Annotated in this window: 14 protein-coding genes and 1 pseudogene; all 15 read right to left on the reverse strand. The window is 37.6% G+C overall.

Features of this window, described 5'->3' with window-relative positions; translation table 11 throughout:
- Nucleotides 1–224: 224 nt before the first annotated feature.
- Entirely contained in the window at nucleotides 225–506 is a 282-nt protein-coding gene (locus ACLU24_RS13445; protein ID WP_144092560.1) for a hypothetical protein, read from the reverse strand.
- Nucleotides 507–520: 14 nt separating this feature from the next.
- Nucleotides 521–703, reverse strand: coding sequence for a TnpV protein (locus tag ACLU24_RS13450; RefSeq protein ID WP_475495310.1), 183 nt, complete (start codon nucleotides 701–703; stop codon nucleotides 521–523).
- A pseudogene (locus tag ACLU24_RS13455) lies at nucleotides 675–1,703 on the reverse strand (thioester domain-containing protein); the annotation flags it as partial. The gene ACLU24_RS13450 and the pseudogene ACLU24_RS13455, both read right to left, overlap by 29 nt.
- 189 nt (nucleotides 1,704–1,892) lie before the next feature.
- Complete coding sequence (locus ACLU24_RS13460; RefSeq protein ID WP_144016343.1) at nucleotides 1,893–2,828, reverse strand: ParB/RepB/Spo0J family partition protein; 936 nt, start codon at nucleotides 2,826–2,828, stop codon at nucleotides 1,893–1,895.
- The gene (locus ACLU24_RS13465; RefSeq protein WP_412613208.1) at nucleotides 2,782–3,609 is read right to left on the reverse strand and encodes a ParA family protein; all 828 of its coding nucleotides are present in this window, start codon (nucleotides 3,607–3,609) and stop codon (nucleotides 2,782–2,784) included. Before ACLU24_RS13465 ends, ACLU24_RS13460 begins: the two co-directional genes overlap by 47 nt.
- A gap of 125 nt (nucleotides 3,610–3,734) precedes the next feature.
- On the reverse strand, nucleotides 3,735–3,914 hold the full coding sequence (locus ACLU24_RS13470; RefSeq protein WP_025577639.1) for a hypothetical protein: 180 nt from the start codon (nucleotides 3,912–3,914) through the stop codon (nucleotides 3,735–3,737).
- 307 nt (nucleotides 3,915–4,221) lie between these two features.
- Nucleotides 4,222–5,721, reverse strand: a complete 1,500-nt coding sequence (locus ACLU24_RS13475; protein ID WP_412613209.1) for a UvrD-helicase domain-containing protein — start codon at nucleotides 5,719–5,721, stop codon at nucleotides 4,222–4,224.
- Entirely contained in the window at nucleotides 5,718–7,397 is a 1,680-nt protein-coding gene (locus ACLU24_RS13480) for an ATP-dependent nuclease (protein WP_412613211.1), read from the reverse strand. The genes ACLU24_RS13475 and ACLU24_RS13480 overlap by 4 nt, the downstream gene beginning before the upstream one ends.
- A gap of 65 nt (nucleotides 7,398–7,462) precedes the next feature.
- Complete coding sequence (locus ACLU24_RS13485) at nucleotides 7,463–8,347, reverse strand: DUF2971 domain-containing protein (protein WP_412613212.1); 885 nt, start codon at nucleotides 8,345–8,347, stop codon at nucleotides 7,463–7,465.
- A gap of 67 nt (nucleotides 8,348–8,414) precedes the next feature.
- Nucleotides 8,415–8,915 carry a reverse transcriptase domain-containing protein gene (locus tag ACLU24_RS13490; RefSeq protein ID WP_412613214.1) on the reverse strand — a complete coding sequence of 167 codons (501 nt, stop codon included), beginning with the start codon at nucleotides 8,913–8,915 and terminating at the stop codon, nucleotides 8,415–8,417.
- Between the two features lie 503 nt (nucleotides 8,916–9,418).
- The gene (locus ACLU24_RS13495; protein WP_138376421.1) at nucleotides 9,419–10,474 is read right to left on the reverse strand and encodes a restriction endonuclease subunit S; all 1,056 of its coding nucleotides are present in this window, start codon (nucleotides 10,472–10,474) and stop codon (nucleotides 9,419–9,421) included.
- Complete coding sequence (locus ACLU24_RS13500) at nucleotides 10,458–12,290, reverse strand: HsdM family class I SAM-dependent methyltransferase (protein WP_412356932.1); 1,833 nt, start codon at nucleotides 12,288–12,290, stop codon at nucleotides 10,458–10,460. The genes ACLU24_RS13495 and ACLU24_RS13500 overlap by 17 nt, the downstream gene beginning before the upstream one ends.
- Before the next feature lie 114 nt (nucleotides 12,291–12,404).
- Nucleotides 12,405–12,701 carry a hypothetical protein gene (locus ACLU24_RS13505; RefSeq protein WP_195956488.1) on the reverse strand — a complete coding sequence of 99 codons (297 nt, stop codon included), beginning with the start codon at nucleotides 12,699–12,701 and terminating at the stop codon, nucleotides 12,405–12,407.
- Nucleotides 12,702–12,758: 57 nt separating this feature from the next.
- Nucleotides 12,759–13,043 (reverse strand): ParA family protein, encoded by a 285-nt coding sequence (locus ACLU24_RS13510; RefSeq protein WP_412356933.1) that lies wholly within the window; start codon nucleotides 13,041–13,043, stop codon nucleotides 12,759–12,761.
- A complete protein-coding gene (locus ACLU24_RS13515) occupies nucleotides 13,018–13,320 on the reverse strand; it encodes an AAA family ATPase (protein ID WP_412356934.1) in 303 nt (100 codons plus the stop codon). Before ACLU24_RS13515 ends, ACLU24_RS13510 begins: the two co-directional genes overlap by 26 nt.
- Nucleotides 13,321–13,952: the final 632 nt, after the last annotated feature.

Consider the following 13,952-nt stretch of genomic DNA (forward strand, 5'->3'; position numbering starts at 1 on the left):
ATATCTTTTTTCTCAATTCCTGCTCAATTTCCCCTCAATGCCTTTTTCCTCCGATCTTCGTATGCTTATCTCACAGCAGAGCAGTACCACACCGGTACGACCTGCTGAATCAATCAATGCGAAAACAGAGATGTTTTTTTATGCAGGTGGGACAGCAAAAACCTCCTGTGGCTGATTGCTTTCACAGAAGGTCTTATTTGTTTATGCTGTCACATTTTCATTTTTCAGATATGATTGTCTTTCTCACACACCAGCCTTTCATAATCCAGAAATCCTCGAATATACATTTCTTTTGCCACAATCCCTTCCATGGCATTTTTCGCTGAAATAATTCTGTCCAATGCCTGCCACATCTCCTGTCCGTCACCTCTGAGGACTGGTTCCAGTATTTCTATGTAATGATGAATTTCTGCTTCCAGAGAAAACATCTCTGGATCGGATTCAAGAAATCTTTCCAGTTCCCGCTGGTATTCTTCATAATAACTTTCAATCAATTCTCTTCTCATATCTGGAATCCCCCTTATACATAAATCAGTTCCTGTTTGATGATTTCAACAGCCCGGTTGCGGATATTGTTGCAGTGGAGTACCCATTCCATAGGATTCTGTCTCTTCAGTTCCTCAGTAACTCCCTCCGCACTTCGCATTTGAGCTTCAATCAGCTCAAAGTGTTCCTGTCTTAATTGTTTTATTAAAGTTATCACCTTTGATTGTAAAAGAGATGCCCTCCACAACTCCGTCCTCAGAAGTCTTTTTGAGGGCAATCGTGCCTGTCGGCGTTTCGATATTGATATATGCAGACACGGTATCAGCATTCTCCACACCTGTTACCAAATCCTGCAAGTTCGGGTCGCCATAGGCAATGAGCTTTGCACTGCTGCTGACAGTCGGCACATTGTTCCTCTTTGCCGTAATGCGGACAGAACCGCTGATAGCTACAGTGGAGCTGATTGTCAGCTTATTTCCAGACTTCGATACACTCACATTGCTGTCAGAGCTTGAAAAGCTGTAATCGGAAAGGACGCCGTTGCTGTCCGTCAATGTGATGCTGTACTTTCCGTCCTTGTAGGCAAGCTCCTTTGTGATGTCATTCTTACCGCCCGACATAAAGCTCGGAATGGTGTTATGCTCACGCAGCATTGCAACAATCTGGTCATACACTGCCCTTGCTCCGCTGTTGGCATAATTTGAACCGAAGTGCAGGCTGTAAACGGTGGTGCTTGTCTGGTTATATGAACCTGTGGCTTCACGGCAACCTGTGACAAACTCCCATACGAGGGTCTGCGTGGCAAGCCATTTTTCATCATCACTTCCTGACAGATTATTTCGGTTGCCCTGATACCCATAGAGCAGGGCAAGCCCAACCGCCTTTTTCTGGTTGGCTGAAAGGGCGTTCCAAGTATCAGAGGAAGCCTTTTTCAAGGTGTTTCCTGTTTTCAGCGGTACTCCCGGCTGAATACAAAACGCATTCTCACCGTCCACAAACATACGGTACTTATAATTTCCCGTTCCGCCTGCGGTATAGCCGCCGATATTCGCACTGGAATTGTACCTCATCGCATTACCGTTGCTGTCATAGGTGTGGGAAAAGGAAATCGTCCCGATGTCACCCGCAGCAAACGCCGTCGCAGGCATTATGGATAATGCCGTGACCGCAGCCATTACAAAAGCCGCAGCCTTTTTGAACAATTTAGGGATTTTCATAGTTACCTCCTGTAATTTGGATTGAATATTTTGCCTTACTGACCGAAAAAAGCTGCCCGTTATGGACAGCCTAAAGTATTTCTTTTCTCGGATAGTTACTGGCAGTAGTTAGGGGGTGAGGTGTGGAGAGGGGGAAGCCGAAATAATGGCTATCCACTCAAATGGGCAGACCTCGCCCTCGGTGTGTGGCTATCTCTCGTGAGCCTTGTTCCGCTGCAAGTGTCGGTTATAAAACTCCAACGCCTTGACAACAAAATCCGTTTCCTGCCCTCTGGGAACAGTCTTGGGAATGAGCTTGGTTATCCTCTCGTCACGGAAAGCAGGTTTTTCCTTCTGGTTGGGCTTTTCTTCCTCCATAATAGACTGGATAACCTCGGAAGTGAGTTTACCGTCTTGGTTATACTTCTTCATTTTGATAGCCTGTGCCAATGACGGGGTAGCATCGTTGTACTCCATTGCTTCAAGCAGGGTGTATTGCTGTTCCTCGGTCAGATAGGAAATTTCAACCGCAGGACGGAATGCAATCTGCCTTTCATCTACCATTTGCAGGATTTCGGGTACAAGCTCCGTTAGACGGATATACCTCTGAATTTGATTGCGGCTTTCTCCAACCTTTTCGGCAAGTTCAGCATCACTCCTCAACTTTGTCCCCATTGGGGACGAAGTTAAATCACTTCTTTCACCTTGTCGTTTCATAGCTTCCAACCGCATTTTATACGCAAAGGCTTTTTCACTTGGTAGAATAACGGAGCGTTGGAGATTACTTTCCACCATCACAATAATGGCTTCGTCACGGGTAAGCTCTTTAACCTCGCATTTCAGCGTTTCAAGCCCCGCAAGTTCACAAGCCTTTTTTCGCCTGTGACCGCTGATAAGCTCATACCGTCCGTCCTCTTTTAAGCGAACTGTCGCAGGGGTCATTACACCGTTTCGCTTGATACTCTCAACAAGCTGTTCCATATCCTCGTCCATTAAAACCTTGAACGGGTGGTCTGGAAACTCGTCAATCTCCGATATGGGAATATCCCGTATCTTGCTTAGCTTTGCTTCCTCACGGCTTTCGTCCGTCTGAAAAAGGTCATCGTATGCGGTCAGCTCGATTTTGGTTTCTCTGCTTCTCGCCAATCTCTGCCACCTCCTTTCCTAACTGCTCATAGGCTGCGGCAACCTTGCCGCTTTTGTCGTAAGCAAAAATACTTTTGCCTTCTGCGGTAGCTTCCACCGCACGGATAGAATGTGGTATCTCGGTATCAAACACCTTGATTTTCTGACCGTATGCACTTTTGACCGTTGCCGTAATCTCCTTAGAAATGTTGGTACGGGGCATTACCATAGTCATTAAGATACCGTCTATCCGCAGCTTGGGGTTGATTTGCCGCTTGACCATTGATACGGAGCGAAGCAAAAGCTCCAGACCTTTAGCCGAGAGATAGTGGGGCTGTGTCGGGATAATCACGCTGTCAGCCGCCGCCAGAGCATTGATGGTTATCATGCCTAAGCTCGGCATACAATCAATAAGCACATAATCGTAATTCTTTTTAACCTCATTGACATAGGTTTTCAGCACACGCTCACGGCTCATTGCATTGATTAGCCTTACCTCAAAGCCCGACAGCTCAATGTTTGACGGAAGCAGGTCAACGCCCTCTCTGTGATGGATAATACCCTGTGAAGCATCAAGCGTTTTATCGTCTATGATGTTCTGCATCACAGTAGAGAGCGTTATGGGAATATCGTCTGGTCTGTTATAACCCAGAGCCATCGTGAGATTTGCCTGTGCATCGGCATCAATCAGCAGGACTTTTTTACCCTGCTGCACCAGACTTACACCCAGATTGACCGCTGTGGTTGTTTTTCCGACACCGCCTTTCTGGTTAGTCAGAGCAATCACTTTGCAATTTGACATAGATGCGTCCTCCTTTCACATAGATTTAGCCACTTTGTCAAGGTAGCTATGTAAACAGTACCAGAGAACGCAAAAAAGCCGCCTACTCTTAAAATCAATAAGAATAAGCGGCTTTGTAATCTGCCTTAGACATATTCAATTTTCATTCTCTTGGTCGGTGCATTTATGACCTTAAAAATAAGCTCGTCAACACAATCCGTATATCTGCCTTGCTGAATAAGCTGATTTTTTAACTCTACAAGGCTATGTATCAAAAGTTTTCTTTCGTGGCTATCCAAATACAGATGATTAAATTTCTCTCTCATAAGCACACCTCCACTTCTTTAGCTTCATTATATTTGAAAGCAGGGGAAAGGACAAATCTGCAAAAAGGGACAAAAAAATAAGCGTACCACTATTTCTAATGATACGCTTATCGTATTTAACTGTTAATCAAGGTCTATGAATACCCTTACAGTGGTATCTCTCCACTGATTTTTCCTTACATACTGTCCGTTAGCCTTTCGATAGGCTGCTGCCTGCTCGAAACTAAGCGGCAATTCAAAGGAAAGAGAACTCCTACCTATTCGTAATAGCTGCCTGTATTATTGGTTTATAAATAATCTATTCTGTTCAAAATAAAACGACATCTTCTATATTATGACCGCTTTCAGAAAATATCTTTTGTAAATTATTCTGAAAACAATTCGCATTGTAATTGTTTAACTTAACGATAATCAATTTGCTTTTTGCACGTGTAACCGCTACATAATGGTTGTATATACTCGACATATCAGACAATCGATAATCCTCTGCAAATACAATTACCTGTTCAAACTCCAATCCCTTTGAAGAGTGGAATGTAATTGCGATGTGTTTGTATTTATCCGCTTCAAATGCCACATGAAAACTGGTATCAGAAATTGTTTTGAATAATTTGTTTATGTGATCAGGGCGAGTATCATATCCAAGATATTCAGCCAATGCTGTGACACACGAGCCGAAAGACTGCTCATCATCTATAGTCTCTTCAATTCTTTTGAGTAATCTTTTTACGGTGGATACTGTTTTGCGACTTTCATTTCCTTCAACAGGTATTTCTGAAATTACATCATATGCAGAATACTTTTCAATTATAAGGTATTTAGCAATTGCTGTATAAAGCCACGCTGTATCTGTTGTAATATCAGCAATAGGAGTCTGTGGGATATAAACATACTCTAAACCGTTTGTTGTTAATTCGCTTGCTCCTATTCGTGCGTTATCATTAGAAAACCGCAATAATGCTGACTTTTTATCGGGAACAATATTAGACAATACTTCTGTTGCCCAATTTGCCTTTGTAGGAGAAAGCCACACAATATTATCTATATTTTCCGTAGGATTGTAAAGACTTCTTGTCTCATCACATAATAGATTAGAATAATTCTGTATTTGTTGACAAGAGCGAAAATTATCTCCCATAAATATCTTTTTAAAATTGGGTTTGTTCCAGATGCTTTTAAAAGCCTCTGGATAAGCACCCCTCCATATATAAATCGATTGTTTTTCATCTCCCACAACAAAGGTTTCGATATTCAATTCATCACATAAATACATAAAAAATTTATGCATTGATTTGTCGCAATCTTGATATTCATCGATATATATTTTAAAATATTTTGCTTGAAGATAAACCCTACAAGCCGAAGAATTTTCTACAATTTCTTGAGCCAAATCAAAAATAAAGTTCCTTTTATTATCTCGATATGAGCAGAGGATACCTTCATTCCTTATTTTTTCAATAGCTTCTTGAAAAGTATCAACTTTAGCTGAATAGTCCGTACTCATGTCCAAATCGAAATCAGCACCATAGACATCCTTCATAAAAGGCTTTATAACTTCCTCAATAACGAAACTGTTATTTGTTCCAATGAAGTGTTGAACTACATCGACAGACAATCTATCCTTTATTTCTTGTGCTGCTTTTATTGTAAAAGTAATTGCAGCAATAACTTTATGTGTATGATTATCATCAATTTCCTTAGCAATTTTATTAACCATTGTATGGGTTTTTCCTGTTCCTGCACTTGCCCTTACTATTAAGTTACCGGGAGTTTCTACTATTTTTTCTTGAATTGGAGATAGTTTCATTCGGCAACCTCCTTCAAACATGCAAAGTTGTAATGATTATAGATTGTTCTGCAATCTGTATCCGAAAGTTTCTCAATCAACTCCACCATATGATAGTGCTTTGCATCTTGTAAATATTTAACAGGATTATCATTATCCAATAAAACTGATAATCTATCATGCAAAAACTCGTCTAAATCATTTTCTAAATCCACTTTTGATAAGAAAATATGAAAGTCACTTCGTATTTTATCCAAAGTATTTATATTTGAATTATATAAACTCCTCTTGGCAGAAACAGAATTCTCTTGAATTTGTTTAGTAGGCAGACGCTTTTCCCCAATATAATTATTACAGCGTGAAAAGCCTAAAACGCTATATGTACCTTTTCCTGTTACCGCTCTCAAATCATTGTCAGTTTTTACCACATTAAAAATTTCAAGTTCATCCAGGATAGAAAAATATGTTTCAAATCCCACACCATCAACTGGTAAAATATATATTCCATCTACTTCATAAAAAGGATGCACTACTGAAAGGACTTTGCTAAATAGCATATATTCAGATGGTCCTTCAACCAAAAGTACTTTGTTAGCAAAGATTGCTTCTGACAAACAACGGTTTAACATTTTCCTGTTTTTCTCATAAGTATCAGGCACTTTATAAAATGTGCTAATACTATTGATTTTTCGCTCACTATATATTCGAACTAAATTTACATTATCCATTTCATAAAGAACAAAAGGCGAATGAGTTGTTACAAACAAGTATGTGTATTTGCTATCGGTAAAAAGTATTTGTGATAATGCAATCTGCATAGACTTATGAAGATGGTTTTCAGGCTCCTCAATTAAAAACAAATTGATTTTCTTTTCCGCATTTTCATCTGACAGTATGTCGTATATTGAATATGCCAATAACTTTTTCCTACCTTCCCCAGCAGTAGGATATAAATTATCATCATTATCTTGTTTAATATATGGGATAATATTTGAGTACAATCCCTTTACTGCGATTTCGGATTTTATTGAAACAGATATCCCTTCATCATGGAATTTTTGATATTCTGGCGTAAGTTTATCCTCAAATTCTTTAATTCCAGACAGAGAAGCAATATGACCATTCAAATCATCAACTGTATTTTGAATTTTTGCCAGAATATCTTTATCTTCGTCCTTTTCATTTCTGACAAGCTGGCTCACATTCTTTTTAAATAGGGAATACAAATCAACATAAGAGTCAATATAAATGACATTAAATACATAGTCTATTTCATATAGATATCCTCTTTGCTTCATTTCGTAAAGATGATTAATATCGCCACCCCACGATAATATCGGTAGAGCGAGCATTTCTGTTTTGCTATATTCTGCAAAAAGCTTTATATATACCTTATTATGCTCACTTAGCAATGCACCTTTTAGCTGTGCACGGAGTTTTTGACAATCGCTGTCAGCAACATCACTAATATCTATAGTAACAACAATCTCAATTGGTTTATCAAGCTGCTTATTATGAAAATCCGAATCTAAAAGGTTTTGTTTACGAATATCTTTATCAAATACATATCGTAGAGCGTACAAGAAATTTGTTTTCCCCACATCATTTAGACCAAAAAATATGTTTTTATTTGATAAGTCAAGTTCAACATTATCAAAATTTCTAAAATTTTTAATAACTACTTTTTCAAATTTCATATATGTTCTTTCACCATCCATCTTGTTTGTATAATAAGAAAATTATACCATTATTCCATAATTAATCATATGATTTTCTTTGCATTTAGCTCATATGTACTGGGTGATAAAACCATCTGATAAATATCAATACTATTCTTTTTTCCAAATTGAATTATCTCTTCTTTAAAATTCTCAGAGATTTTCGCTCCTAAATAAAACGCTTTTATATTTTCTTTCAAATCCAAGACATATTTTCCATTTGGACATTTCAATTTTTCTGGCATTACTTTATTGAAATTAGCCGTCACAATTCGCCATTCTTTCTCGTACGACCAAACATCGGATTTACGACAAGTCGTCTTATAAATCCATTCTGTATTTTCACTTAACATATCTGCTTTAGAAACAGCATATCTATCCTTTGTATATATTACTGGGTATAAATGTTTATAAAGCATATCACTTTCTTTAAAATCATACTCTATACAAAATCCAGTATGATTCTGAGCATAATGGCTCCACATAAGCATAGAGTCATACACCTCAGATAAACAGACAACTCTTACAGCATCCTTGATTGTACTCATACAATCATTTAATCCATTTTGCAAAATATTCATCCAAGAGTCAGAAAGCCTTCCTCCATGAGCCTGCAAAACTATTTGCATCGCCCTTTCAATATTGTCAGAATAAAGAATTCTATTTTTTTCTTCCTGTTTAAGTGAAAATCTTCTTTCCAAAAGATGTATATATGTTTCTCTATCAAGTACACCTTCCAATGCATCTGACTGAAAGCAAAATTCACAATCATAGGGGTCGTTGAAATAAAGTGGTGATGATGGATACACTAATCCTTCAAAAGCTTCAAACTTCCATTTTTCAATGTTAATTATCCTCTGATGAATATAGCTATAATCATTCAGTTTTTCCGTATTAAATGACCTGTAGCTGAATAACGTTCTTCTCATACGTATCCTCTCCCTTTACTCTCGAACAAGCTTTATTATATTACACTAATTATAATAAAGCAGCCGCTTACCCATACTCCTTTACTTTCCTAATTGCATCTTTTGCACTTCTGCCCGGACGATAGCCAAAGCCGTCATCTGCAAACAGCGGTTCATAGATTGGCACTAACTGTTGTGTTATTGCCTGTTGGATTGTTCGGTCTATCACCGTTGGTATGCCAAGCTTTCGCACACCACCGTCTGGTTTCGGAATTTCAACCCGCCTTACCGGAGATGGGGTATATTTTCCTCTCAATATCCGGTTAATTAGCTCATGTTGATGTTCCTTTAGGTATGGCAAGGCTTCTTCGATGCTCATTCCATCAGTGCCTGCCGCTCCTTTATTCGCCTTCACTCTTTTATACGCTCTGTTGAGATTATCTTTATACAGGATCGCTTCCATAAGTTTCGGCTGTGCACTGTCTCTTTCTTTCCATATCCGATTGAATGACCTTGACGCTTTCACATACCCTTCATGTTCCGCATTATCTCTTTGTGAACAGCCATTGCTTTCAATGTTTTCTGCCATAAATGGTCACTTCTCCTTTCTCGGTCATACTCAAGACTCCTACTGATTCGGTCCTTCACCTCTCGGCTACTATGACCTCTGCTGACTTCTGTGCGTTCAGCATTGCTTTGTGCAATGGTTACTCCTTTCAGAGCATATCGCACAGACCTCCCCGGGTACCACACATTTCTTCCTCTCCATCTATCTGTCTCATTTATCATACATGATTCCGTGTAGTTATTGGGCTTCGGCTTGCTTAGCAGTCTTACCCTCATGTATAACCTTATATGAGATTTCTGTTCGTCAGACCAGAGATTTGCCCGTGGTTAGTCTGTTCCCACATCCGGCTTCCTTCAGATTCCACCTCACGATGGACACCCTTGCCTTCGGCTATATCCTTCCCACTACCGGGTGGATTCGGGACTTTAACCCGTTAGAAACGTGCGCCGCCGGGCGCACAAGTCAAAAAAAGAACAGATGATGCACAACATTTATACACCATCTGTTCTTATATTCCCTTTGTATCAAAGACCCAACATTCCTAAATTTTCAATTACTTTTTCTGATACATTCATCATATTTCTCATATATTGTTCCATATAACTCCAATCAGGTTTTCCGTCATCTTTAACCGGTAATAAAAAAGAAAAATCTGTTTTAATGTGTCTATTCAATTCATCAACAAATGCCTTATAATACAATCTACTTTCCTTAAAAATCATAGCAGAAATAAATTGTTTTACCCCAAAAGACATTTTCCATTTAGGAATAAGAACAACAACATTTTGGCTAGTGTAAAACACATCTGGTTGAATAAAACAAGAACCAAGATATTCTCCACCTAAAGACAATGTCATATTTCCAGCCTCATATGGTTCTACACCTTCAACTTTATCAATACGTGCCGTAATACCATTATTGTTATTAGCTCTCCCGACAAAGTTTACTTTTGGATTTAACTCCGTCATTTTAGCTTTATCCATCTTTGTTCCCATATCAATATCAAACAATTCATCATCATATAAATGAAATCTTTGCCACTGTGTTACATTAATAAGCTCTTTATTATTTTTAACTTGATTGAGTTTCTCAATGTACGTTTTGGATTCTTCCAAAATTTTTTTCATATATGATGACATATAATCACAGTCAGGTTCTCCATCATCTGTACAAGGAAGCATAATCTCGTCTGCAACCATTACTTCCTGTTTCCACTTATCCACATAATTATATTTAGTACTGATTGTTTTAATCAACGGTACTATAAACAGAGCTATCTCTTTAGTCATATCAAATTTAGGATACAACACGTTAACATCATCTGAGGCAAGAAAAGGTTGGTCCTGATAAAACGTCTCACCTACACTCCCGTTGTAACAAACAGTAATCTTATTTGCAGGATGCATGTTCTCGGTGTTTCCAACCATTGCAGTACAACCATTATTCATTGCAGACGAGCCTATAAAACGAATATTTCCAGTTTTCATGTTAGCCTTAGTCAAACGTGTCCCTTTAATAACATCAAAAATCTGACCAATAGCAAAACACTTCCACCTACTCGTATCAATTCTTGCCATCATTGTCACCGTCTTTCTGCATATTTACAGTTACAGACACATCATCAGAACTCACGCTACTCGAATACATTACCGTGTTCAACAACTTCTCACCGAATTTCTTTGTGTCAACACCATTTTGGAACATCAGATAATCCATTGCTGTTTTCCTGAAATCTTCTTCAAAAATTTCAAATGGCTTCTGTGGCATCTGATAAGATAAATGTTCTTCTGGTTTCACCCATTGACAGCTATCATCACCTGACTGTTTCATAACAATATCAACCCATTTATCTTCAATGGCTAACCATTTATTATAAATATCATGACGACCTTTATTTTTTACAGTTGCAAGACCATCTGATTCCATCCAACAAGCAAAAAATTCATTTTTGTCTTGTGGTGTTCCTGTTTCAAAAATAAAAATACTTGTTGTAACACCCACATTGAAAAATACATCCTCTGGCAATTTTATCACCTTACGAAGTCTGTGATGTTTTAAAATCCGCTTCATTTGTGCTTTTGATGCCTTTTCAAGTTTTTTATCCGGTAAAATAAAACCGCACATTGTATGTGCCGGAACATTATCAAGAACATTTTCAACAATCTTCATACATCCATACTTGTTCTCATATGGTGGATTCATCAAAACTTTTGTAACTTTCTGCTTTGCAATCCATTTTCCAGAAGTCTCCGTTCTTGCATCCATCTGCTCCAAATTTGTTTTTCCATCTTTATGTATAAGCATATTTGCACATGCTAAAGCATAAATTTCACGGTCAAATTCAATACCAAAAAGTTGAGAGCTTTTTATTTTTTTTGCTTTATCAGTCTGCAATCCACCAGCTTCCTGAATCATATTTGCCATAGCTTTTACAAGAAAACCACCTGAACCACAGCAAGCATCTAACACACGGTCATCTTTATTCACTTCAAGAATACGATACATAAAATCAGTTATGTGTTCAGGTGTAAAAATCTGACCTGCTTCTGATTTTTTCTTGTATCTATTGAACTCATTGAAAAAAATACCCATGACATCTTCACCACGCCACGCATCCGAGTTCAAGCAATCACTAATATCAGTGACCCAATCAATGAATTGACCAATTAAATCTTTTACTCTCTGTTGCTCTTTCGCATCTTCACTATCAACATTAAGATTCATTCTGATTTCTGAAAATACATCTGACAGTAAAGATAACTTTTGATTCTGTCGTTTGTCTCTCATCAGTTCTTTATTTAAGCAATTCAGAATAGCATTATGAAATTCTGAATAATCCATGCCTTTTACCATAAGCGCATCAAATCTTTTTGCTACTAATGCACATGCTGTAAAAATCATACGATGATATAGATTCTTGATTCCAAACTCAAAATGTAAGCAATTATTGATTTTTGCCGTTAACTCATATATGTACTCTTTATCAATGTGCTCTTTATTAAACAATGCCGTATAATATTCAAGATTCTGTAAAATATTGGAACCGTTACCCTGAAATTCAATTTTACCTTTGAATACTTTTGTATCATCACCGTTATACAGGATTCCAACGACATTACTATATTGTTCTTGTACAATTTTGACATTCTTTAAAACTTCATCTACTTGCTTATCCCCTAATGCGATATATGATGCCTTCGTTTCAAGAACAATAGCCGTATCCGCATGATTATCAGGTAAATACCAACCATCCGGTTTATCTGATACACCCGGAAAGCCTAATTGATTGAACGTAGTTATCTGACCAACACCAGACCTTACTCCATCTTTATCTTTAAATCCGAGAATATCTCGTGCTTTATCACGTACAGCATCCTCAGTTAATTTCTTTGCCATTTGTAAATACATCCTTTCTCTTTATTTCGTGGATATATGGATAACTCTCCAAGTTACCCACAAAATCTACTGCTACGGCTACTAATTCTGTAATTATATATTTATATAAATATGTTATTTGCAATTTTCATCAATCCACTGCATAAACAATTCACTTACAGTCGTATGATTCTGCATTGCATACAGCTTAATTTTGTCTCTATGATTTGCTGTAATTGCAAGTGTCATTGTTGCTCGTGGATTGTTCTTTGTATATTTCGCAGGTCTGCCTACACGTGATGTCTTTTCATCATCTTCTGCTTTTGCAACATACGCTGTACCGCTGCTTGCAGCCGCTTTCTTTGCAGCCTGTTCTTTTTCACTTTTATTTGCAAGTCCGCCCAATAATGCAGACATATCTTTCTTTTCCACAGTCATTCCACCTTTCATAATTATGTACTTTTGTATTTATATAAATATAACATACAATTATTCCTGTGGCAATCCAATCTGTAAGCGAATTTCATTCATTGTCTTGCATGTCATCAACGCTGCTTTAGAGCGTGGTGCATATTCTACAACAGACTTGCCATACACACCAGCTTTCGCAAATTCCTCAGACTGCGGAATAATTGATACATGACGACCGTCTCTTACAGTCTTGAACCAATCTTCAAATGCTGCTGCCGCATTGTATCTATTCCAAGCATTGAAAATGAACATTGTATCACTTGATTTTCCATTCTGTTCAATCAACTCTAACATTGTCTGCAATGTTGGAATATCTTTGTATGTGATTCTTGTAGGAATGATAATCAGGTCTGCCCCCCTGAATCAGCTCACCAAGATTATCAGAGATATATCCCGGTGTGTCTACGATGGCATAATCAGCATCATCAATCACTTTAGGCCCATGAATGATACCGCCCTGCCCGTCAAGGTCATACAAAGAATATTTTACGTCTGTTCTATCGAAACTAAATGCAAGTTCATCAACAACCAATGTCTTACCACAACCGCCTTTTTGATTCGCAATTAAAATTGTCTTCATAATCGTTCTCCTTTATTGTATTTTGTAATTACATAATTATTTATTTACACAATTATGTAATTACAAATTCAAGAGTGTTTCAAAAATTTTCAGCCTTGATACAGGAAAAATGGCAGAAAATCATAGAAAATAAGCATGGGAAATTTATGTCACATATTTTGGTCATAAATTTGGAAAAAAATGGTGCATAAATTGGACATCGTAAAAAATGAGACAAAAAAGTAGAAGCTGTATAAAAACTGCATAAACTTTTTTTATACACTGTAATACAGACTGCATCTACATCAGAGCATTTTTCTAAAATGTCTGCATAAACTTTTAAAAAAACTTTATTCAGCTCAAACATAGACCCCATCTGTATTACAGCAATTTGCATAAACTTTTCCGTAAACTATATATAGAATTTTTTTACAATAATACACTCAAAAATCATAAAATGTAGTATTTATCGGTATTACAGACAATTTATACATAATATCAAAATGATACAAAGTAATACAGGATGGGAAATGTTATGGTCATTCCTGCAAAAAGGCAAGTTGGAAATACTGCCAGATAGCAGGATGCAAAGCCTAAGCTCCGAGTCGCGGCGTACTGTAGAGTTAGTACTGACAGCGATGAGCAGGCTACAA

The sequence above is a fragment of the Pseudoruminococcus sp. genome, from assembly GCF_047012705.1.
Taxonomy (GTDB): domain Bacteria; phylum Bacillota; class Clostridia; order Oscillospirales; family Acutalibacteraceae; genus Pseudoruminococcus.

Bases quoted from the DNA above. Each gene is read 5' to 3' on its own strand.
- ACLU24_RS13470 (WP_025577639.1), bottom strand. From the start codon at position 3,914: ATGAGAGAGAAATTTAATCATCTGTATTTGGATAGCCACGAAAGAAAA.
- ACLU24_RS13445 (WP_144092560.1), bottom strand. From the start codon at position 506: ATGAGAAGAGAATTGATTGAAAGTTATTATGAAGAATACCAGCGGGAA.
- ACLU24_RS13500 (WP_412356932.1), bottom strand. From the start codon at position 12,290: ATGGCAAAGAAATTAACTGAGGATGCTGTACGTGATAAAGCACGAGAT.
- ACLU24_RS13480 (WP_412613211.1), bottom strand. From the start codon at position 7,397: ATGAAATTTGAAAAAGTAGTTATTAAAAATTTTAGAAATTTTGATAAT.
- ACLU24_RS13495 (WP_138376421.1), bottom strand. From the start codon at position 10,474: ATGATGGCAAGAATTGATACGAGTAGGTGGAAGTGTTTTGCTATTGGT.
- ACLU24_RS13490 (WP_412613214.1), bottom strand. From the start codon at position 8,915: ATGGCAGAAAACATTGAAAGCAATGGCTGTTCACAAAGAGATAATGCG.
- ACLU24_RS13475 (WP_412613209.1), bottom strand. From the start codon at position 5,721: ATGAAACTATCTCCAATTCAAGAAAAAATAGTAGAAACTCCCGGTAAC.
- ACLU24_RS13465 (WP_412613208.1), bottom strand. From the start codon at position 3,609: ATGTCAAATTGCAAAGTGATTGCTCTGACTAACCAGAAAGGCGGTGTC.
- ACLU24_RS13515 (WP_412356934.1), bottom strand. From the start codon at position 13,320: ATGAAGACAATTTTAATTGCGAATCAAAAAGGCGGTTGTGGTAAGACA.
- ACLU24_RS13485 (WP_412613212.1), bottom strand. From the start codon at position 8,347: ATGAGAAGAACGTTATTCAGCTACAGGTCATTTAATACGGAAAAACTG.